This window comes from Rhizobium sp. AC27/96 (assembly GCF_001692325.1).
In the GTDB taxonomy this organism is placed as follows: Bacteria; Pseudomonadota; Alphaproteobacteria; order Rhizobiales; family Rhizobiaceae; genus Rhizobium.
The window spans coordinates 37,590-59,334 of sequence record NZ_LXKN01000028.1; the positions used below are offsets into that span (position 1 = coordinate 37,590).

17 protein-coding genes are annotated in these 21,745 nt (G+C 60.5%); 7 read left to right on the forward strand and 10 right to left on the reverse strand.

The window, feature by feature from the left end; genetic code table 11:
- Nucleotides 1-4 precede the first annotated feature (4 nt).
- Nucleotides 5-844 carry an alpha/beta hydrolase gene (locus A6U86_RS21100; RefSeq protein ID WP_068394928.1) on the reverse strand — a complete coding sequence of 280 codons (840 nt, stop codon included), beginning with the start codon at nt 842-844 and terminating at the stop codon, nt 5-7.
- A 181-nt stretch (nt 845-1,025) separates the two neighbouring features.
- Between A6U86_RS21100 and A6U86_RS21105 the strand changes: the two genes are divergently transcribed.
- Nucleotides 1,026-2,297, forward strand: coding sequence for an amidohydrolase family protein (locus A6U86_RS21105; protein ID WP_068394948.1), 1,272 nt, complete (start codon nt 1,026-1,028; stop codon nt 2,295-2,297).
- 19 nt (nt 2,298-2,316) lie between these two features.
- On the opposite strand, the gene A6U86_RS21110 is transcribed toward A6U86_RS21105, so the two are convergent.
- The 6 genes from A6U86_RS21110 to A6U86_RS21135 form a co-directional block, all read right to left on the reverse strand.
- Complete coding sequence (locus A6U86_RS21110; protein ID WP_068394929.1) at nt 2,317-2,847, reverse strand: helix-turn-helix domain-containing protein; 531 nt, start codon at nt 2,845-2,847, stop codon at nt 2,317-2,319.
- A complete protein-coding gene (locus A6U86_RS21115) occupies nt 2,844-4,226 on the reverse strand; it encodes a substrate-binding domain-containing protein (protein ID WP_068394930.1) in 1,383 nt (460 codons plus the stop codon). The genes A6U86_RS21110 and A6U86_RS21115 overlap by 4 nt, the downstream gene beginning before the upstream one ends.
- Before the next feature lie 108 nt (nt 4,227-4,334).
- Complete coding sequence (locus A6U86_RS21120) at nt 4,335-5,360, reverse strand: ABC transporter ATP-binding protein (RefSeq protein WP_068394931.1); 1,026 nt, start codon at nt 5,358-5,360, stop codon at nt 4,335-4,337.
- Nucleotides 5,361-5,389: 29 nt separating this feature from the next.
- Nucleotides 5,390-6,271, reverse strand: a complete 882-nt coding sequence (locus A6U86_RS21125; RefSeq protein WP_068394932.1) for a carbohydrate ABC transporter permease — start codon at nt 6,269-6,271, stop codon at nt 5,390-5,392.
- A complete protein-coding gene (locus tag A6U86_RS21130; protein WP_068394933.1) occupies nt 6,268-7,176 on the reverse strand; it encodes a carbohydrate ABC transporter permease in 909 nt (302 codons plus the stop codon). Before A6U86_RS21130 ends, A6U86_RS21125 begins: the two co-directional genes overlap by 4 nt.
- Nucleotides 7,177-7,247: 71 nt before the next feature.
- Nucleotides 7,248-8,570, reverse strand: coding sequence for an ABC transporter substrate-binding protein (locus A6U86_RS21135; RefSeq protein WP_068394934.1), 1,323 nt, complete (start codon nt 8,568-8,570; stop codon nt 7,248-7,250).
- A gap of 386 nt (nt 8,571-8,956) precedes the next feature.
- On the opposite strand from A6U86_RS21135, the gene A6U86_RS21140 reads away from it, so the two are divergent.
- A complete protein-coding gene (locus A6U86_RS21140; protein ID WP_068394935.1) occupies nt 8,957-10,126 on the forward strand; it encodes a Gfo/Idh/MocA family protein in 1,170 nt (389 codons plus the stop codon).
- 13 nt (nt 10,127-10,139) lie between these two features.
- Nucleotides 10,140-10,901, forward strand: a complete 762-nt coding sequence (locus A6U86_RS21145) for a sugar phosphate isomerase/epimerase (RefSeq protein ID WP_068394936.1) — start codon at nt 10,140-10,142, stop codon at nt 10,899-10,901.
- 31 nt (nt 10,902-10,932) lie between these two features.
- Here A6U86_RS21145 and fhuB read toward each other — a convergent pair whose 3' ends face one another.
- The 3 genes from fhuB to A6U86_RS21160 are packed head-to-tail and all read right to left on the reverse strand — an operon-like array spanning nt 10,933 to nt 15,955.
- Nucleotides 10,933-12,876 carry a Fe(3+)-hydroxamate ABC transporter permease FhuB gene (gene fhuB, locus A6U86_RS21150; RefSeq protein WP_275507285.1) on the reverse strand — a complete coding sequence of 648 codons (1,944 nt, stop codon included), beginning with the start codon at nt 12,874-12,876 and terminating at the stop codon, nt 10,933-10,935.
- A 20-nt stretch (nt 12,877-12,896) separates the two neighbouring features.
- Nucleotides 12,897-13,814, reverse strand: coding sequence for an iron-siderophore ABC transporter substrate-binding protein (locus A6U86_RS21155; RefSeq protein ID WP_068394938.1), 918 nt, complete (start codon nt 13,812-13,814; stop codon nt 12,897-12,899).
- Nucleotides 13,808-15,955, reverse strand: a complete 2,148-nt coding sequence (locus A6U86_RS21160) for a TonB-dependent siderophore receptor (RefSeq protein ID WP_068394939.1) — start codon at nt 15,953-15,955, stop codon at nt 13,808-13,810. The genes A6U86_RS21155 and A6U86_RS21160 overlap by 7 nt, the downstream gene beginning before the upstream one ends.
- A gap of 144 nt (nt 15,956-16,099) precedes the next feature.
- Between A6U86_RS21160 and A6U86_RS21165 the strand changes: the two genes are divergently transcribed.
- The 4 genes from A6U86_RS21165 to A6U86_RS21180 form a co-directional block, all read left to right on the forward strand.
- Nucleotides 16,100-17,020, forward strand: coding sequence for a LysR family transcriptional regulator (locus tag A6U86_RS21165; RefSeq protein WP_234906330.1), 921 nt, complete (start codon nt 16,100-16,102; stop codon nt 17,018-17,020).
- Nucleotides 17,021-17,162: 142 nt separating this feature from the next.
- Complete coding sequence (locus A6U86_RS21170) at nt 17,163-17,408, forward strand: hypothetical protein (protein WP_068394940.1); 246 nt, start codon at nt 17,163-17,165, stop codon at nt 17,406-17,408.
- Between the two features lie 503 nt (nt 17,409-17,911).
- The gene (locus tag A6U86_RS21175) at nt 17,912-19,159 is read left to right on the forward strand and encodes an efflux RND transporter periplasmic adaptor subunit (protein ID WP_068394941.1); all 1,248 of its coding nucleotides are present in this window, start codon (nt 17,912-17,914) and stop codon (nt 19,157-19,159) included.
- Nucleotides 19,160-19,168: 9 nt separating this feature from the next.
- On the forward strand, nt 19,169-21,745 hold a 2,577-nt coding region (locus tag A6U86_RS21180), incomplete at its 3' end, for an efflux RND transporter permease subunit (protein WP_068394942.1).

The following is a 21,745-nucleotide window of genomic DNA, read 5'->3' on the forward strand; positions in this document are numbered from 1 at the left end:
GATCTTACGCATCAGACGCTTGGGCTTTGAGAAATCTCAGAAAGAGCTGCCCGAGCGAACTGTCGATATCCCCCATATCGCGGACGATCGTCATATGGTCTGCACCGGCAATTGAGACTGGCGGCGAATTGGGTGAAACCGTCTTCGCAAGCAATGCCGCCTGCTCGCGAAAGGGCGGTGTCTCCTGCTCTCCAACCACAATCGTCATAGGCGTTCCCGCTTCGGGTGCGGAGGTGAGGGGCGACCATGCCAATACCTCATCATCGCGAAGATCGATCTCTGCCTGGAGGAAGCTGAAGGGGATTGGCTGGAGGTCGTAGACGCCGCTGACAAGGAAAAGCGACGTGGCCGTCGCGGGCGGCAGCAATGTCTCTGACGAGCCTCGTGCTGCCAGATAGAATGCGAGATGCGCGCCGGCCGAGTGGCCGCTCGCCGATATGGCGTCTGCATCACCGCCAAAACTTGCTGCATTCTGCTTGAGCCAGAGAGCGCCACGGCGAACCTGCTCGACCAGAGATTCCATCCTGAGTGCCGGAAGGCGTCCATATTCCACTATGGCGGCGATCGACCCTGCGGCGCAGATCGTGTTCGCCACGAAGGCATAATCCTCCTTCACGTTGGCGCGCCAGTAGCCGCCATGGACGAAGATATGGATAGGGCGGTTCTTACTGTCCCCATCCGGAAAGAAAAGATCGAGCCGGTCTTGCGGCTCCGGTCCATAGGCGACGTCAGTCATCGAAGGCCAACGCACCCGCGCCCTGTCGCTGGCTTCTTGGTATCCCTCGAAAATGAGGTCGAACTCCGGAACATGTGCCCGGATGCGGAAAGGATCGATTTCAGACATTGGCATCCATTCGAGATGAGCTTGTGTTTGTTCATCGCATAACACCGACCGCCTTCGGTCAATTCCTCTGTCTCAAATGGGCGACTCGGCGGGTCTAATCGCGGTGGCCTGTTCGAAACCCCGCACCTATCCTTTCATCAACGATCGCCCACAGGGCTGGCGACCATATTTGGAGGATAAAATGGGCTCGTATCTGTTTCGAAACGTCACTGTCTGGGATGGCGTCAATGATGAGGCCTATGACGGCGAGGTGCTTGTCGAAGGCAACCGGATCAAGACTGTTGCCCGCGGTGCGAACCAGATCAGCGGCGAGAATGCCGCCGAAACTATCGACGGTCATGGGAGGTTTCTGATGCCGGGTCTGGTGGAGGGCCACTGCCATCTCTCCTTCGTCGGCCCGACGCGCAACCAGGACCTCGGCGAGATACCGCCGGAAGAGCATCTTCTGAAGACATGCCGAAACGCCACCATGATCCTCAATCATGGTTTCACATCCTGCTATTCGGCCGCCTCGGCGAAGCTGCGTATCGACGTGGTGGTGCGCCAGGAGATCGAGGACGGATATCTGGCGGGCCCGCGCTACCGCGCCGCCGGACCGGAGATCACCGTTACCGGCGGTCTTGGCGACGAGCGCAAAGCCCATATGCACGCCGAAAGCTTCGGTATGCTCGCCGATGGCCCGGATGAGATCAGAAAAGCGGTGCGCCTCTGCTGCAGGGAAAATGTCGATAACGTCAAGTTCAACGTATCGGGCGATGAGTTCGTCGGGCACGCGAGAGCAGAGATCGTCTCGCTGTCGGAAGAAGAGCTGCGGGTGGGCGTGGAGACGGCGCATGATTGGGGCAAGCGCGTCGCCTGCCATAGCCGCGCGGCGGAGTCGGTGAAGCGGGCGGTGCGTGCTGGCGTCGACTGCATCTATCACTGCGATTTTGCCGATGAAGAGGCGCTCGACATGCTCGAAAGCGTCAAACATCGTGTCATCGTCGGCCCTGCCTTCGGTCTGGTGCATAACTCCGTGTTCGAGGGAGATGTCGTCGGACTGACGAAGGATGTAGTGGAGAGGATGGGCCTGCTGAGGAAGCTCGAGCACACCGTCGTCACCTATCATGAGATGCGCAAGCGGGGCATGCGTGTGGTGGTCGGAGGCGATTATGGTTTCACCATTACGCCGATGGGACAGAACGCCCGAGATATCGGCCATTTCGTCAAGTTCTTTGGCTATACGCCTGCGGAAGCGCTGAAATGCGCCACCGCCGTTGGCGGCGACCTGATGGGCCACAAGGGCGAACTGGGCGTCATCACCGCAGGCGCGCTTGCGGATATCCTGCTTGTCGATGGAAACCCGTTGCTCGATCAGTCGGTACTGGTCGGGCCGTCAAAGTTCGACATGATCATGAAGGATGGCGGCATGTATCGCGATCCGCGTGGCTCGCAGGCGTGGCGGCCTCATTGATTGCCGCCAGGCCCATCGATCAGCCGCGCAAATAGGCCTGGAGCTCTCTGGCTGTAGCCGTGGCGAGCTCCTCGCATTTATCAGTCTCTTCGGCGCTTGCGCCGGGAGGCAGGGCAACGCGTAGACGGGCGACTTCGGCGTTGTGCGCCTTGATCGGCATGATCAGGGGCGCACCGACCGGCTTGCCTCTGTCCCATTTGGCCGGGTAGCTCAACAGCGTCGTCAGGCTTGCGCCATCGGATGCGAGCAGCGCGATCGACGCATTCGTCTTTTCGCGCAACCAGGGGAGAAGAGTTTGTGCCGGGCCGAACAGCGGCCCGAGATGCACACCAGCGAAAGCGAACACACCTGCCGCCGCGCCCGGAATGAGGCGACCATCTGTCTGCCTTGCAATCAGCCCGGCGGCTTCCATGCGCTTGACCACATCGAAGGCCGTCGAGCGGACGATGCCCTGGCTCTCGATCAGGCTGGCGACGTTCTGGACGTCTCCCTCTGCGACGGATGAGAAAATGCGGGAGAATGCCGCGATCCCGGCGGTTTCCTTGCTCATGCGCCCAACCCACGCTCAGCCGAAGAACGGTTGTGCCGGTTTCCCGGATAGTTGACGCGGAAGGCGGTCGGATTATAGGCCGCACCCAGCCCCGAGCCGAGAATGAGATCGTCTGGCATGTCCCAACGCACCCGTTGTTCCGCCCAGAGATGCGGTTTGGCCGGGTTCGTCTTGCTCCCCCGCGAGGTGACGAAGGGCGAGGCGACATCGAGATATTGCGGAATCCATGAACCCTGCAGGGCCGATAGCAGAATCTCGAACGCGCGGATCCCCATCGCGGGCGGGTAGTCGAACGATGCGAGCGGCACGTTCGCCCCGACGGCCAGCTTGTAGGAAAGATTGAGGTCTCCGCCCGTATGCGGCGGAATATGGCCTGGTCTGTAGCCGGCATCGAGAAATGCCTGGATCGAGCCGGCGGAGTTCAGGCCGCTGTCGCACCAGACGCCGGCAATGCGCTCTCCGTGATGCGCAATCACCTCCATTGCCGTACCATAGGCCTTCTGCCTGTTGAAATTCGTGGAGTTGGCGACAACAGTCTGAATGTTCGGATATTGCGCCAGGATTTGCATGGCCGCCATCTGTCGGCTCTGGGTCAATTCTGGATCCGCATGGCCGAAGAGCATCATCACCAGGCCGTTGCCATCGAGCGTATGCGCCAGCCATTGCGCCGTCAGTCTTCCTATGGCGACGTTGTCCGAGGTCACGAAGCTTGCGCAGGAAAGGTTCGGCGTTCCCCCGCGTTCGACGAACACGACCGGAACACCCTGCCGCATCAAATGCGCCGAAACCGGAGCCAGCTTTCGCGGCGAAACGGCGCTGACGAGAAGACCGTCGACACCGCTCCCGGCCAGAGAGAGGATATCCTCGGTCTGCTTTTCCGCATCGCCATTTGCGTGGACGACCGTCACGTATTCCAGCACGTCCTGCAGTCTTGATGCAGCAAATTCAATGCTGTGGACCAGCGCGACCTGCCATGGATTGTCGGTGGCGCCGTTGGAAAAGCCGATGCGGAAACGCTTGCGCCTTGGCATGATCGCCGGCCTCGACAGGGCAGGCGGGGTCGATGATGGCATTTCAGGGAGGAGGGCGACGGGACGAACGGCCTCACCCAGAAGGTGGTCCCGTTTTCTGTCGTCGGCTTGCGCGGCGGCACACAGGGTGGAGATGAGTTTGCGGGCAATCGGCCCGACACTGATCTTGCCCCTGGAACAGACGACGATGCCATGCTGGGCAAGGACTCTCGTCATGCGGTGAAAGCTGGCGCGGGGTATTCCGAGCTCCGTCGCCAAGGCCGTGCTTGGGCCGCTGCCGCCACGCCGGGCGAGTGCCGTGACGATATCGATTGCGGCGTCGACGCCGTTGCGTTGCCTACCAGCCATATCGTCTCCTCCTACGACACTGCCAGGAAGAAGACGCGCCGGAAAACGATGGGAGTCAACAGGAATGTCTCAAATGCTGGACTGGAATCCGAGATCATCTCGACGCTGTCATATGGTGAGAGATTTTCCGCTTTGATCGAAGGCGTGAACACGCCGCGGCTGGAAGCGGATGCCGACCGCATCGCCCATGGCGGCGGCGGAATCCCGGGGTGCACGGACAGTGACCAGACTGCCGTCTGCCAGGGTGACATAGGCAAACGTATCCGATCCCAACCGCTCGACAACATCGATCCGCCCATCGAGATGACCTTCTCCTGGTGCGGAGAGGGATATGTCTTCAGGCCGGATGCCAATGTGAGCAGCGCCAGCCGGCATATGGGCCAGAGACATCCCGGCGACCTGCGCGGGAAGCACGTTCATTTTCGGAGAGCCTATGAACTGGGCGACGAAGAGGTTGGCGGGGCGTTCGTAGAGTTCGAGCGGGCTTCCCGTCTGCTGAATGATACCCTTGTCGAGCACGACGATGCGATCGGCGAGCGTCATTGCCTCCGTCTGGTCGTGCGTGACGTAGATCATCGTCGCGCCAAGGCGCTGGTGCAGCTTGGCGATCTCCAGACGCATCTCGATGCGCAGTGCCGCGTCGAGGTTGGAAAGCGGCTCGTCGAACATGAAGGCAACGGGTTCGCGGACGATCGCGCGCCCGATCGCCACCCGCTGGCGCTGCCCGCCCGACAGTTCGCGCGGCTTCCTTTCCAGCAGGTTCGTCAGCTGCAGAAGGGCCGCGACCTTGTCGACCTGTTCCTTGATTTCTTCACGCGGCACCTTCGCCACTTCCAGCCCGAAGGACATGTTGGCGCGAACGGTCTTGTGCGGATAGAGCGCGTAGGATTGAAAGACCATCGCCAGTTCGCGCTCGGCCGGACCGAGCGCCGTCACCTCGCGGCCATCGATCAGGATGGCCCCGCCTGTGGCTTCTTCCAGCCCGGCCACGAGGCGCAGCAGGGTCGACTTGCCGCTGCCGGATGGCCCGACAAAGACGACGAATTCTCCATGTTCGACCTTGAGATCGACGCCGGGAATGATGTTGACCGCGCCGAATGATTTCCGGACGGACTTGAGTTCTATGATTGCCATGGAATCTGCTCCGAATTGTTGGAAGGCCGCTAGGCCTTGACGCCGCCCGAACCGAGGCCGCCCTGCCAGTAGCGCTGCATGAGCAGAAAGGCTGCAATGACAGGCAGGATGCTCACCAAGGCTCCCGTCATGACGACGGAGAAGAGCACGGACCCGCCGCTGCCGGCCGTTGCGAGCTGGTACCATTGCGACAGGCCCACCGTGACCGGGAAATTTTCGGACGAGCTGAGCATGACGAGCGGAAGGAAATAATTGTTCCAGGTGGAGACGAACGCCAGGATCAGCACTGTCGCAAAGCCGGGTGTCAAAAGGCGAAAGGCGATGCTGGAGAAGATATGAAATTCGCCGGCGCCATCGACGCGGCCTGCCTCGATGAGTTCATTGGACAGAGCATCCTGCGCATAGACACGCATCAGGAAGACGCCGGGCGGGAAGACGAGCGAGGGCAGGATCATCGCCAGCGGCGTATTGACCAGGCCCACTTTCGACAGCAGCAGGAAGATCGGAATAACCAAAGCTGTTTGCGGGATCATCACGGCGCCAAGCACGAGCGCGAACATCAGGCGCTTGCCGGCGAATTCGTATTTCGCAAAGGCATAGCCGGCGAAGGTAGCGAAGAACGCAGCCCCAATTCCGGAAATACCCGCATAGACCACTGTGTTGAGAAGCCAACGAGAAAAGATGCCGTCCTGAAAGGTGAAGAGGTCGCGAAGGTTCTGAAGCAGCTGGAAGTCGCTCGAGAACCACAGCCCGAAGGTACCAAAAAGATCGGCATTCGACTTGGTCGAGGAGACGATCACGTAGAGCAGGGGTATGAATGTGTAGATGAAATAGAGGACCAGGAAGCCGGTCAGCAGCCGCCGGCTGCGCCGGAACGAAGGTGAGTTTGCGGTCTTTGAAACAATGGTCATCGTGCCGTTCTCCGGTTCGCGACGAGCATGAAACTGTAGGAAGCGATTGCGACGATGCCGCCGAGCACGAAGGAGATCGCAGCCGAATAATTATATTGCTGATTGGTGAAGGCGAGGGTGTAGGCGTAGTAGTTCGGCGTGTAGTGGCTGTTGATGAGCCCGGGCGCGAGCGTGCGGATCAGATAGGGCTCGGTGAAGAGCTGAAGCGTGCCGATGATCGAGAACATGATCGTGACGATGACGGTTGGCATGATCAGCGGCAGCTTGATACTCAGCGCATGCCTGAGGCCGCTGGCGCCATCCACGGCCGAGGCTTCTTCGAGATCCTGCGGAACCGCCTGAAGCGCGGAATAGTAGATGATCATGTTATAGCCCATGTATTCCCAGACGGCGATGTTGGCGATCGACGGCAGGATGGTGGATTCCGAGAGGAAATTCGGCGCCGGCAGGTTGAGAAGCGTCGCCAGTTGCGAAAACGGACCGAAGGCCGGGCCGTAAAGATATCCCCATAGCAGTGCGGCAATCACCGCGGGTACGGCATAGGGAATGAAGAAGCTTACACGGAAGAAGCTGCGGCCAAAGACCCTGCCGCTGTCGAGGATCAGCGCATAGACAAGCGCCAGCCCCAGCATGACGGGGATCTGCATCGCTCCAAACTTGAAGAGCACAAGGACGCCCTCCCAGAAGGACTTGTCGGCTAGCGCGCGCAAATAGTTTTCCGCCCCGACGAAACGGTTCCCCGCGGCCAGCGTTTGCCGGAAGAGGCTGAGCCAGAATGCATAGGCGAGAGGCGCGATAAGGAATGCCGCAAAGAGCAGCATGAAGGGAAAGACAAAGAGATAGGGGGCGACGGATTTGCTGACATAGATCCGGCCGCGCCGCTTCGCTCCATGAGCATCGGGCATGGGTGCTTCCTGAAAATATCGTGTCGTAAGGCGGGGAGGGGCCGGGAGGGCGGTCACCTCCCCCATCGGGATCAGGAAACCGTGAAGCCCTGATCCTGAGCGTAGCTCACGACCTTGTCCTGCAGCCTGTCGAAGGCATCCGGCAATGTGCCCTTGCCTGCAATCGCCGCCGAGAATTCATCCAGGATCACCTGGTTGACATAGTCCTGGAATGGAGCGAATTCGAAGCTGGGATCGACCTGGTTTTCGGACACCGCAAAGATCTCGTTCACGGCCTGGCCGCCGTAGAAATCGTACTTGTGCCCCATGAGTTCCTTGTCATCGATGAGTTCCTTGAGAACAGGGAACAGGAACTGCTTGGTATTCCACAGGCGGGCCGCCTCTGGATCGCTTCCCATAAACGCGGCAAACATGGCCGCCTCCTTGGGATGCTTGCATGAGGTCATCACCGCGATGGTCGAGCCACCGAGGTTTGCCGTGATCTTGTCGCCGGCCTTCCATTGCGGCAGCGACGCGGCTTTCCATTTGCCAAAGCTCTTCTTCATCGATTGCTGCATGAGGATCGGCGCCCAGGCGGCAGTGACCCAGGTTGCATAGGTGCCGTTGTCCAGTCCCGCGAACCACTCGGTCGTCCAGACCGGCTTGGTATCGATGGCCTTCGCATCGAGCAGCTTCTGCCAGTAGGCTCCCCATTTCTTGGCGATATCGTCGTTGAGCTTGATCCGGATATTCGTCCCTTCGGTATGGAACGGGCGCCAGCCCGCCTGCCATAGCAGCGCGACGACCCAGCCGGGATCGGCGGCGCCGAAATCGGTGAGGTATGTCCCCGGCGCATCCTTTGCCAGTTTCATCGCGGATTCCGCGAAGGCATCCCATGTGTCGGGCGGGGTGATCTTGTGCGTGTCGAAAATGTCGCCGCGATAAAGCACGCCCATGGGGCCGCTGTCCCACGGAACGCCATAGACCTTGTCGCCGTCGCTGACGGCTTTCCATGTCCAGTCGATGAATTTGTCTTTCGAGGAATTCACGCCGGCGCCGATATCGGCAAGCGCGCCGAGCTGCCTGAAGCTCAGGACCGAGTTGAATTCCATCTGCGCGAGGTCGGGCAGGCCGCTTCCCGCCTGCAGCGCATTGCGCAACTTCACATAATGCGGCGCACCCTGGCCGACGTTTTCGACCTTGACCGTTATGTTTGGAAATTTCTTGGTGAACATGTCGGCCTGGACCTGGGTGTCCGGTGTCCATGCCCACATGGTGAGCTCGACCTTCTCCTGGGCGTTTGCAAAGTCAGGTAGTCCCATCAGCATCGGAGCGGCAAGCCCAAGGCCCGTCGCCTGCAGGAAATCGCGCCGTCCCAGCGCGCCTCCGAAAAGTCCTTTTCCAATCTTTGTCATTTTTGTTCCTCCTCAGACGTCGGGCTTCATGGCATGGCGTGATGAACAGGATTGCTGTGCTTCCGCGATCGGCAGCATGGCCTCGACGCCCAAGACGCACCAGAAAAGCGGATGGCTGTCAAAGCACCGGACGACCCCGCGAGGCCGATTGTCGCAAACTGCGGACTCGCGGCGAAGCTTTGGTCCGGACCTTGATCGGGACGGCTGAATCACCTCGAAATCATGCCGTCGACGGTGTTGTTACGGATGACGTGGATTTCCCAAATGCCGGACTCGGAAAGCGGAAACGGCATGGCCGCAATCGGCATCCGCGACTAGGTCTTGTCGGCAGTTCGCTGCAATATCCATCCGGATGCAGCGCCAATGAACATCAGGCGGGACGAGGCATGGCAGGAAAAAAATGGAACGTCGGCATCATCGGATGCGGCCACATATTCGACGCGTATGCGCGTCTCTCAAGCGTCTTTGAACCGATCAATCTCGTCGCATGCTCTGATGTCGACATGGCGATCGCGCAGAGGCGGGCGCAGCAATATGGCCTCTCGGCTCTCGCCGTTGACGACCTTCTTGCGCGTCAGGATATCGAGGTGGTCATCAACCTGACCAATCCCGCCAGTCACGCCGCCATTACCGAGGCGATCCTGAAGGCCGGCAAGCACGCCTATACCGAGAAGCCTCTGGCTCTCACAATGGTGGATGCGAACAGGCTGCTCGAGGTTGCCGAAAAACACGGGCGCCTCATCGGTTCCGCGCCCGATACCTTCCTTGGCGGTGCCCATCAGGCGGCACGACGCCTGGTCGACGAGGGGCGGCTGGGTGAGGTGAAAAGCGGAAGCGCGCACTTCATGAACCACGGCATGGAACACTGGCACCCCAATCCCTTTCCCTATTTCCAGGTCGGAGCCGGTCCGGTTCTCGATATGGGACCTTATTACATTACCGCCCTCGTCGCTCTTCTCGGCCCCGTGCGTCGGGTGATCGCCATGGCGACGAAATTCTACGAAGAGCGCTATGTCAGCGCGGATGGGCCGGCCAAGAATACGGTGGTCCCCGTCACCACGCCGACCACGAGCCAGGCGCTGATCGAGTTTCGCTCGGGCGCGCAGATCCACTTCTCGGTGAGCTACGACAATTGGGGGCATGGACACAGTAATCCGATCGAGCTGCATGGCACTAAGGCCTCTCTCATGGTTCCCGACCCCAACTATTTCGGCGGAGCGCTTACCCTCATCGACGCCGGCGGGCGCCAGGGGATCGACACCGCAACCACGGTCTTCGGAAATCTCAACTGGCAGGAGCCGGCGGGCGCAACGATCAGCAACTATCGAGGTCTGGGGCTTGCCGACCTTCTTGCTGCAGCCGAAAATGGCCGCACGGCAAGAGCCTCTGGCCAGCTTTCGCGCCATGTTCTGGAGATCCTGCTTGCCATCATCAAGTCGGCCGAGATCAACGATTTCGTGGCAATCGAAAGCACGGTCGCGCGGCCGGAGCCACTTGGCGAAGACGATGCCGCCCTGTTGAAGGCGGCAGACGCTCCATCCACATTCGCAGCATAAACGAGGCCCGCCCATGTCCCGCTATTCAATCTCCTTCCAGCTCTATTCCTCCCGGCTTTTTCCGCCGATCGAGTCTCATCTCGAATATCTTGCCGAGGTCGGCTACGACGCCCTCGAGCTTTGGCTGCCTGCCTACGAAACCAACACGGCCGATTTCCGCAGGCGGATGGATGCTGCCGGCCTGGCGTGTTCTGGTATCCATATGCCGCTGGTCGGGCTGATCAACGAACCGAAGAAATTCTTCGACTATGCGCACGCGCTTGGGACCAAAACATTGATCCCGCCCTACATCCCGGCGGCCGACAGAAGCGCGACGGCCGATGGATGGCGGCGGGTGGGCGAAAGCCTGCGCGTCGGCGCAGAGGCGGCCAAGAAGGAAGGCCTCAAGGTCGCCTGGCACAATCATGACTTCGAGTACCATCGTCTGGAAGATCGCAGCCGGCCGATCGATATTCTGCTTGACGCGGCTGGGCCTGATGTCGATTTCGAGATCGATATCGGATGGGTCACGCGCGGCTGGGCGGATCCTGCGCAGGAGCTGCAGAAGTATGCCGACCGGATCTCCACCATTCAGCTCAAGGATACCGCACCTCCCGGAACTGCCCTCGACGAAGGTTGGGTGCCAACGGGTGATGGCATCATCGACTGGAAGGCGCTCTATCCGCTGTTTGCGAAGACGCGCGCGGATGTCCTCGTGGTGGAGCACGACAATCCGACCGACTGGAAGGTGCTTGCGAAGCGGTCCGTCGACTATATCAAGGCGCTGATCGCCTGATCTGGGGTTGTCGGCCGGTCCGCACTCGCCATCATTGTCGCTTCCCGAGCATCCAGACGAGATAGGGTGCACCGGCGAAAGCGGCAAAGAGCCCGAGTGGCAGTTCGTAGGGGAATGTCAGGGTGCGTGCGCCGAGGTCGGCGATCACCATCAGGGTGGCGCCGATCAGAACGGAGGCGATAAGCCTGGTGTCGGCACGCTCAAACCCGGCGCGTTGGGCAATATGCGGTGCCATTAATCCGACGAAGCTCAGAGGCCCGACAAGGAGCGAAGCGGCGGCCGTTGCGACCCCGGCCGTGATCACCATCAGTGTGCGCGCATTGGAAAGCGGCATGCCGAGCGCAAGCGAGGTTGCTGATCCGAGCGGCAGGATTGTCAGCCATCGCGTGAAGAACAGTCCTGCTATCAGTACCGCGACTGTGAGGCCGGCCAGGAACAGAGCGGTTCCGGGCGTCGCGGCTGCGGCCGAGCCGCCGAGCCAGGCAAGGATCTGCCATGACCGTTGATCGCCGACAGCGAGCAGCGCGCTCAATATGGCCGAGCTGAAAGCGCTGATCGATATGCCGGCGAGGAGCAGCCGCTCCGGCGGGAGATCTCTGCGGTTGGCAAAGAGCGAGACCACGAACAAGACGAGAGTTGCGCCGCAGCCGGCGCCAAGGAAGAGTTCGGGAGTGCCGGGGTTTGCAAACACGCTGACGGCTACCGCAAAACCGACACCGGCGCCACCGCTGACGCCCAGAACCTCGGGGCTTGCCATTGGATTGGCGGTCAGGCGCTGGAGGATCGCACCTGCCATGGCAAGCAGGCCACCGGCCGAAGCGGAGGCGACCAGACGCGGCCATCGGGCCGGCAGCAACTCCCAGAAGAGGTCGCCGCGCAGCAGCATCCATCCATCCGGTAGCCTCGCAACGACCAATGTGATTGCGGCAAGCAGCGGCAGAAGGCTCGCAAGACCGATCAGGCGCAGCAAGGTCGCGTTGCGCATCACGGCGGTGTCCGACTGTTGGTGTAGTTCCGTGGTGCGCACCTGGGGAAGCAGCCACAGCAGCAGCGGGCCGCCGATCAACGCTGTCACCGATCCCGTCGGGAAGGTCTCGCCCGCCGACGAGGCGAGCAGTTGAACGATGCCGTCGCACAGCCAGAGCAGGAGGCCGCCGGCCACGGGGGACAGGAGGAGAATGTTGCGAGCGGTCCTGACGCCGAGCAATCGCACGAGCGCCGGGGCGGCAAGGCCGATGAAGCTGACGAGGCCGACGGCGGCGGCAACGCCGGCGCTGAGCGCGACGGCGAGGCTTGCGATGGCAATCCGCATGCTCGTCAGGGTGACACCCAGCGATCGTGCGCTGGTGTCACCCAGGCCGAGCAATGTGAGGGGGCGCACCAGCAGCGCTGTGATCACCAGGCCAAACAGCAACTCGATGCCAAGGGTGAGGGATGTCGACCAGTCCTGCTGGCTAAGCGAACCGCCGTTCCACGTGACCAGCGACATCAGGTACTCGCCCTGGGACAAGGTCATGGCTGCAGCCAGGGCACTACAGGTGATGCCGACAAGCATGCCGGAAACCACCATCGTCACCGGTTCGAAACCTCGCTGCCAGCCGAGAAGGAAGACGATCGCTGTCGCGACTGCGGCTCCCAGAAGTGCAACCAGCGCCCTATAGCCGTCGAGCACCGAGGGCAAGAACAGGGTCGCGGTGACGATCGCAAGCTGTGCGCCGGAGGAAACGCCGAGCGTCGATGGGTCTGCGATCGGATTCCTGAGCAGGCGCTGGAGAAGCGCACCGGCAAGCCCAAGGGCAGCGCCGGCCAGAATGGCGACGACCGCGCGCGGCAGGATCGCGTAGGCGAGGATGACCTGCTCCATCGTCATCCGCGTGGAGTCGAAGGGTAATGAGGGCCAATCGGCAAGCGGTAGATGGCCGAGCGCCACTGCCAGAAAGAGCCAGATCGAGATTGCGAGCGCCAGAAGTGGAATGGAGAAGGTAGTCGGCCTGATCACAGCGTCTCTCCGCTGGACACCAGCATCGCCTGTTTGAGAAGCCGCATGAACCGGGCCGCGGCGACGATGCCACCATAGGGATTGATGTTGTCGAGCATGAGGACACGGCCGGCGCGGACCGGCGGCAGCGACTGCCAGATGATGCTGTCTTTCAGGCTGTTCCGTGCTTCCACAGGTATTTCCGAGATGACGACGATACGGGCGTCAGGCTCGGCAGCCAGGTTTTCGAGCGGCACGGGAGCCGCAAACGTATAGCGGGACCGATCCTTCCAGGCATTGCGCAATCCGAGCCGCACAAGGATGTCACCAAACATGCTGTCGGCGCCGAAGACCCTGACATGCCGGCTATCGCCGACATTCACGAGATAGGTCGGGCGTGCGGCAAAGGCCTGCAGGCTGCGGGCGGTGTCCTCGACGAGCATTGCCTGTGTCTGAAGGACATCGCGCCCCTTGTCGCCAAGGCCAAGGTCAGCCGCGAGCGTGATCACGGCGTCGAGAGCCTTCTGATAGGGCGGTTCTCCCCGCACATAGAAGGGAAGCGACAGAACCGGCGCGATCGAGCGATAGATCGCCTCGTAGCGGGCATAGAACGGCGAAATGAGAATGAGTTCGGGCCGCAGCAGGCGAAGCAGCTCGAAGTTCGGTGATCCCCGCAGGCCGAGGTCGGCGACCTTGTCATCCAGCGCGGGCTCGATGGCATCCTTGCGGAACTGCACGAGTTCGGTAGCAGCGATCGGCATGACGCCGAGTGCGACCAACGTCTCCAGCATGGCCCAGTCGATCGCCACGACACGCCGTGGCGTCGAGGCCCGCGCGACACCCGGAACGGAAAAGGCCGCCAGAAGGGCAAGAGCCTGCCGGCGGCTGATATGCGAAGCAAAAGGGCCGCCTCGTGCCGGATCGTCAATTACCATTGAAAGGTCAGCTTGCCCATGACCGTCCTGCCATCGCCATAGGTGCAGCCGAAAGAGCTGCAGCTTGCAACATAGTTCTTGTCGGCGATGTTCTTGACGTTGAGCGAGGCCGTCATGTTGTTTTTCTTGTAGTGGATCGCCGCATCGAAAAGCGTGACGCCGTCGAGATTAAACGTATTTTTGGTATCTCCATAGCGCTGCCCAACATAGCGCACACCGCCGCCGATGCCAAAACCTTCCAGCGCGGTATCCTGGGCAAAGCTATAGTCGAGCCAGAGGCTGGTGGACTGTTTGGGAACATTGTCGGGGCGATTGCCATCGTCGTTGCCGCCGGCAATTTCCGCCTTCATGTAGGTATAGGCGGCGCGCAGGTTGAGCCCTTCAGCAAGGCTGGTCACGCCTTCCAGTTCGATACCCTTCACCCGCACTTCGCCGATCTGCTCGGTCGTCGTGCCGCCGCTCGGCAGCGCCACCGTGGTCGGGACATTTCTCTGGCGCAGATCATAGGCGGCGACCGAGAAGAAGCCGTCCCAGCCGACGGGCTGGTACTTGACGCCGACTTCGACCTGCTTGCCGGTCGTCGGGTCGAGAAGCTGGCCGGTCGAGGGCACAGGCACCGGTTCGAAGGACGTTGCATAGCTGATGTAGGGTGCGATGCCGTTGTCGAAGAGATAGCTGAGGCCCACGCGTCCCGTCAGCTTCTGGTCGTCCTTGTCGAGCGAGCGTGTGACGCCGCTCAATCGATTGGTCGATGTTCCCGACGTATCCGCCCAGTCCTGCCGGAGCGCTGCCGTTGCGCGCCAATTATCGTATGCAAGCTCGTCCTGGGCATAGATCCCGACCTGCGTCATGGTGGAATCGACATAGGTGCTCAGGGTCGGCGAGATCAGACGGACGAAACCGTAGACGGGATTGAAGGCATCCAGCGACGTCGCGCGCCAGAACTGCGTGCCGACATTGTTGTCATAATAGCGGTAGTCCAGACCTAGAAGCGTCTTGTGCTCGACCCCGCCGGTATTGAACTCGGCGATGAGGTTGTTGTCGACGTTGAATGTGTTCAGCAACTCGTCCTGAATGGTGGCGTTGCGGTTGATGGTCCGGCCATTTGCGGCAAGCCCCGCCGTCGACATGCCGAGCGCCTGGTAGCGCCAGTCCAGGTTCTGGTAGCGAAGGTTCTGCTGGAAAGTCCAGGTGTCGTTGAGACGGTGCTCCAGCTCGTAACCCAGATTTGTCAGCGTCCGGTTCGACCTGTCGAAACTGTCGTCGCCAACGAAGAAATCTCGTGACAGGCGCTTGGCGCCCGATCCGTAAAGGGTAAGGGCAGCTGGCAGGCTTGACGGCGTGCTCGGATTGTCGTGCTGAACGCTCGTCAGTATCGTCAGCTTCGTATCTTCATCGGGTTTCCAGGTCACTGCCGGGGCGATGAAATAGCGGTCATTGTTGAGATTATCCGTCTGCGCACCGGCTGCTCTTACCAATCCGGTCAATCGATAGGCGACGTCCGAATCCTTTCCGAGCGGTCCGCCAACATCGAAAAAGGCGCCATATGTGTCGTAGCTGCCGACCTGCACGCCGAATTCACCGAAGCTTTCGAAGACTGGCCGCTTGCTCACCAGGTTGATGATACCGCCGGGATTGCCTTGGCCATACATGACGGAAGCTGGCCCGCGCAGCACTTCGATGCGTTCAAGCATGTAGGGATCGATTGGAGGCGCGCCGGCGGTGCGCATCAGTCGCAGCCCGTTCAGGAATTGAGCCTGGCGGCCGTCAAAGCCGCGAATGCGCGGTGAATCGAATCTCGGATCGGAGCCAAAGGGTTCGCCGCTGACCCCGGGAATATAATCAAGGGCCTGGCCGAGCGTTTCGGCATCCTGCGATTTCAGCTGATCCGTGGTGATGACGGAAATGGATTGCTGCGTTTCAATCAGCGGCGTTCCGGTCTTGGTGGCGGTCGCGCTCGTCTTGGCGACGAAACCCTTTACCGGCGCGGTCGGATCCTCGTTCTGGTTGGATTGAATAACGATCGGGGCAAGCGCTGTCGTGCCAGCATCCTGAGCGGCTGCCGTGAAAAAGGGTGCGCTGAGGACGGTAGCCAGCGCGGTGGTCGAAATAAGGTTGCAGAAACTAAGAGAACCGATCATCGGAGGTCCATATACATTAAAAACTGGACCTTTTTAATCATGTTATTTTCAGAATTCCAATAAATGGCACTCGAATTTTTCATAATTGCTGATTATGAAATTGGCGAGCCTTCACAGCCCTCAATTTCTCCACGGGAGATGGTATTGGCACGCCCGGAAGCAGGTTTCGAACTCAGGCATCTCAGATATTTCGTGACCCTGGTCGAGGAACGGAATTTCGACCGGGCCGCGGTGCGTCTCGGCATTGCCCAGCCGGGCCTCAGCCAGCAGATCATCAGCCTCGAAAAGATCGTCGGAATGCCGCTTCTCGACAGGAGCCGCAGGGCCGTCAAGCTCACCCATTCAGGCGAGATCCTCTTTCAGGAGGCCAAGAAGGTTCTTGCGCAAACCGAGGCAACCGTTGCCGCCATTCATAGGGCCGGGCGTGGGGAGAGCGGGCGTATTTCGATCGGCTATGTGGCATCGGCCGCCTATTCCGGCGCTGTCGTCCATGCCATTCGCAACTTCAAGCGCGATCATCCCCATGTCGAGATCGAGCTGCAGGAGATGGAACTGCGCCAGCAGTTGCAGAGGATCGCGGATGGGCTCCTCGATTTCGGCTATATCCGATCTCCGGCGCCAATACCGAGCGGGGTCACCGTTCAGGTCATTCTTCGCGAGCCGTTGATCGCGATGCTTCCCCGTGACCATGAGTTCGCCGGGCATGCCATTGACGACCTTTCGGAGTTTCGCGCCGAGACATTCATCACGCCGCGCCAACCGCCAGAAATCGGATTTCATCGAAGCACGCTGCAGGCATGCCGGGAAGCGGGCTTCGAGCCCATAGTCAAGGCTAGCGCCCATGATTTTACCGAGATAGCAGCTCTGGTCGGGATAGGCACCGGCATAGCGCTGGTGCCGCAATCCATGCGTTGCGCCGATCTTCCCAACATCAGTTATCAACCCGTAGAAGGGGTGGCGGCGACGTCGGACGTTGCCATTGCCTATCGAAAGGGCGAGGGTGCGCCTGCCGTCAAGGCCTTCATCGCCAAGCATCGCGCCCAGGTTCGATCAGGCGCCGCATAGAGCGGGTTGCCGGCCTGTGGATGAATGTGATTGTCTGCGACAACTTAGCGGCTTTCTGGGATATCTTTGCGACATATCCCGGCTATAATGTAGATCTTGGTTGAACCACCTGAAGGCGTTCGATTTGTGCGAGGAAGTTCCTATGCAGCCGAGCAAAAGCGTATCCATCGACGAATTGCCTGAGAACACCGCTCTGGCGGTCTATGAATTGATCGCCCGCACATTTCGGGAATATTCCGAAGTTCTTTACATCAGCGTGTCGGATATTACGGATGAGGGCGTCCGCATCGGTGGCGTCGAAATCACCATCCGCAAGACCGCCGAAGATATCATTCCCCAGGTCGCCGGGTTGCCTGAACCCGGCCAACAGCCCCTTCATCTCGATTGAAGGCCGGCGCTCGCCGGCTGTGCTTCGATGCGTCGATGAAATCAGACATTGTCAAATGTATCAAACTATAGCTGAAACCGCTGGGTGCCTCTGATCTGGCGCGGCACCTGAATACAATCTGATACATTTTCCTCATTTGCCGGCAAAGCTATGCGACAAAGCCGACGTAGCCTCCCCTCGTGAGCAAACAGCTTGAAGAGGAATAGAGGCCATGATCGCCAATCCCGTGTCCGGCTCCTACAGATCCGGCCGAAGCTTGCTGGTGCGTCATAGCGCCAAGCTTGGCTTGACCCCTCCCTCGTCTCAAGTCGGTTGCCGACGGAATTTGCCGCGCAATCTGCGCTCCGCTGCGCGGTCGTACCGCTACGCTCGATAAGTTGCCGAGCGGCCGCCCAGGCAAAACCGCCTGCGATTTCAACCGCGCAAATTCGCGCGGCACGGCGCCGAAACAACGGCCGCTCCATCCTTCAATCGGATTTAGGTCTGAACCCAATGAGGACTACATGAGAGAATATCTACTGCGAGCAATTGCTTCCGGCACTCTGGCGATAATATTGGCCGGCTGCAGCGAGCAACCGGCACAGCAGGCCAATCGTGCGGCAGCAAAGCCCGAGATCAGCGCGGTGACATTGCGCCCGCAGTCGGTCGCGATTACGGCAGAACTGCCCGGTCGCATCAGCGCCAATCTCGTCGCCGAAGTCCGTCCGCAGGTCGGTGGCATCATCCGCAACCGCAACTTCAAGGAAGGCAGCGAGGTCAAGGCCGGTGACGTGCTCTATGAGATCGATCCGGCTTCCTACCAGGCTTCCTATGACAGCGCCGCCGCCGCGCTGCAAAGGGCGCAAGGCGCAATTCCGAATGCCCAGGCCCGGCTCGATCGTTACAAGGGCCTGAGCGCTCAGAGTGCCGTTAGCCAACAGAACACCGACGATGCGCAGGCGACGCTCGTGCAGGCCCAGGCGGATGTGGCCTCCGCCAAGGCAGCTCTGGAAACGGCGCGGATCAATCTCGACTACACCAAAATTCGCGCACCGATCTCCGGGCGCGTCGATGCATCCACCGTTACCGTGGGCGCGCTCGTCACGGCCGAGCAAACGACTGCGCTGACCACCATCCGGCAACTCGATCCGATCAATGTCGATGTCACCCAGTCGAGCACAAATCTGCTGAAATTCCGCCGTGCGGTGGAGGAGGGCCGTCTGAAGACCAGCGGTGACAATGTCTCCGTTCATTTGACGCTCGAAGATGGCAGCCGATACCAGCAGACCGGCCGGCTCGAATTCTCCGAAGCGGCAGTTGCCGAGACTGTCGGGACGATCAATGTGCGGGCCATCTTCCCCAACCCCGGGCGCGTGCTCTTGCCCGGCATGTATGTGCGGGCGACCATTCAGGAGGGGGTTGCCGAAAACAGTTTCCTGGTGCCGCAGCGCGCCGTTTTCCGCAACAGCAAGGGCGAGCCTACGGCCTTCTTCGTGAATACGGACGGAAAGATCCAGCAGCGTGCGCTCACCATCCAGCGCAGCATTGGCAATAGCTGGCTCGTGGCCGAGGGAATAGCGGAGGGGGATCGCGTCGTCGTCGAAGGCAGCCAACGCGTGCGCGATGGCCAGGAGGTCAATGTCGCATCGGTCACCGTTGACGATGCAACGGGGAATCTCGAGCAGCTGGCTGCAGCCAACACTCCCGCCTCCGGACAACAGAACAAGGCCGACGTCGCGGATAGAACCGCCGTTACCGGCTCGACGAACTGAGGGAAGCCGATGTCTCGTTTCTTCATCGACCGGCCGATCTTTGCCTGGGTTATTTCCATCGTCATCATGCTGGCAGGTGCGCTGTCCATCCTGACGCTCTCGGTCTCGCAATATCCGCAGATCGCGCCGACGACGGTTCGCATCACCGCCACCTATTCCGGCGCCGATGCAGCCACTGTCGAAAACTCGGTGACCAAGGTCATCGAGCAGGGCATGACCGGCATCGACAATCTCGACTATATGACGTCGACCTCTACCGCGACGGGTCAGGCATCGATCTCGCTGACCTTCACTAACAAGGCCGATCCTGACGTCGCGCAGATGCAGGTGCAGAACAAGCTGCAGCTGGTCACCGCGCAATTGCCGCAAACCGTGCAGAATACCGGCATTACCGTCTCCAAATCGACGACCAGCTTTTTCCTGGTCGCGGCCTTTGTCTCGACCGACGGAAAGCTCGCGCCGACCGATCTTGCCGACTATATCGACAGCACGTTCAACGACACCTTGAAGCGCGTGCCGGGTGTTGGCGACACCACGCTCTTCGGCGCGCGCTATGCCATGCGCATCTGGGTGGATCCGGACAAGCTCGCCAAATATCAGCTGATGACGTCGGATGTCATCGCGGCGATCACGGCGCAAAACGTCCAGGTCTCGGCCGGCCAGCTTGGCGCGTTGCCGCAGCTCGGCGGCCAGCAGCTCAACGCGACGGTCACAGCCGGCAGCCGTTTCCAGACGACGCAGGAATTCGAGAATATCATCTTGAAGAGCCTGCCCGACGGCTCGCTGGTGCGCATCAACGATGTCGGCACGGTGCAGCTCGGCGCCGACAGTTACGTGACATCAGGCGTCTATAACGGTCTGCCTGCAGCCGGTATTGGCCTCAGCCTGGCGACCGGTGCGAATGCGATTGATACGGCTGCGGCGGTTGAAGCGACGATCGACAGCTTGCGCAGCACGTTGCCGGCTAATGTCGAGATCAATTATCCCTATGACACGACGCCATTCGTAAAACTGTCGATCGAGGACGTGGTCAAGACGCTGCTCGAAGCCATCGTGCTCGTTTTCATCGTCATGTTCGTCTTCCTGCAGAACCTCCGCGCAACGCTGATCCCGACACTTGCCGTCCCGGTCGTCCTGCTCGGCACCTTCGGGGTGCTGTCGCTGTTCGGATACTCGATCAATACGTTGACGATGTTCGGCATGGTGCTCGCCATCGGTCTGTTGGTCGACGACGCCATCGTCGTCGTCGAAAACGTCGAGCGCGTCATGGAGGAAGAGGGATTGTCGCCGCGAGAGGCGACGATCAAATCGATGCAGGAAATCACCGGTGCCTTGATCGGCATCGCCACGGTTCTCTCGGCCGTGTTCATTCCGATGGCGTTCTTCTCCGGTTCGGTTGGTGTCATCTACCGCCAGTTCTCGGTGACGATCGTCTCGGCGATGGTGCTCTCGGTCATCGTCGCCCTGATCCTGACGCCGGCCCTTTGCGCTACCATTCTCAAGAAGCCCGAGCATGGAGCCAGGGAGCGCGGCGTATTCGGCTGGTTCAACCGCAATTTCGAGCGGGGAACACGAGGCTATCAGCGAACCATCCACGGCATGATCCGCCGCACGGCAGTCTTCCTGGTGATCTTCGTGCTGATCGGTGGCGCTGTCGCCTATCTGTTCAATCGCCTACCCAGCTCGTTCCTGCCCGAGGAAGATCAGGGCCGTTTGTTGACCAGCATTCAGCTTCCCCCCGGCGCCACGGCCGATCGCACCAGAAAGGTGCTCAATCAGGTGATGAATTACTATCTCACCAACGAGAAGGACTATGTCGACGGTGTCTTCGGAAGTGTCGGCTTCAACTTCAGCGGACAGGGGCAGAACGTGGCCATCGCCTTCGTCGACCTGAAGGATTTCGACAAGCGCACGACCCCACAGGCCACGGCTTCGGCCATCGCCAAGCGGGCCATGGCGGCGTTTTCCAAGATCAAGGACGGTAACGTCTTCGCACTGGCGCCGCCGGCGATCCCCGGCTTCGGCAGCTCGAGCGGCTTCGACTTCTTCATCAAGGATATCGATGGTGCCGGCCATGCCGCGCTGATGCAGGCCCGTAACCAGCTGCTCGGTGCGGCATCGACAAACCAGCGGCTGAGTGGAACACGTCCGAACGGACTGGATGATACGCCGCAATATTCCGTCCATATCGATCAGGAAAAAGCCCGGGCCCTGAATGTCGATCTCGGCGATATCAACTCGACGCTGTCGACCGCCTGGGGTGGAACCTACGTCAACGACTTCATCGATCGCGGCCGCGTAAAGAGAGTCTATGTTCAGGGTGATCGCAAGTACCGCATGCAGCCGGAGGATTTCGATCGCTGGTATGTGCGTAACTCCAGTGGCGACATGGTGCCGTTCTCGGCTTTCGCGACAGGTATATGGACCAGCGGCTCGCCGCGTCTGGAACGCTATAACGGTTCGTCGGCCGTGGAAGTGCTGGGCTCGGCAGCACCGGGTGTCTCGTCAGGTGACGCCATGAACGAGATCGACAAGATCATGGCGACGCTGCCACCCGGCTTCAGCCATGAATGGACCAGCCTGTCG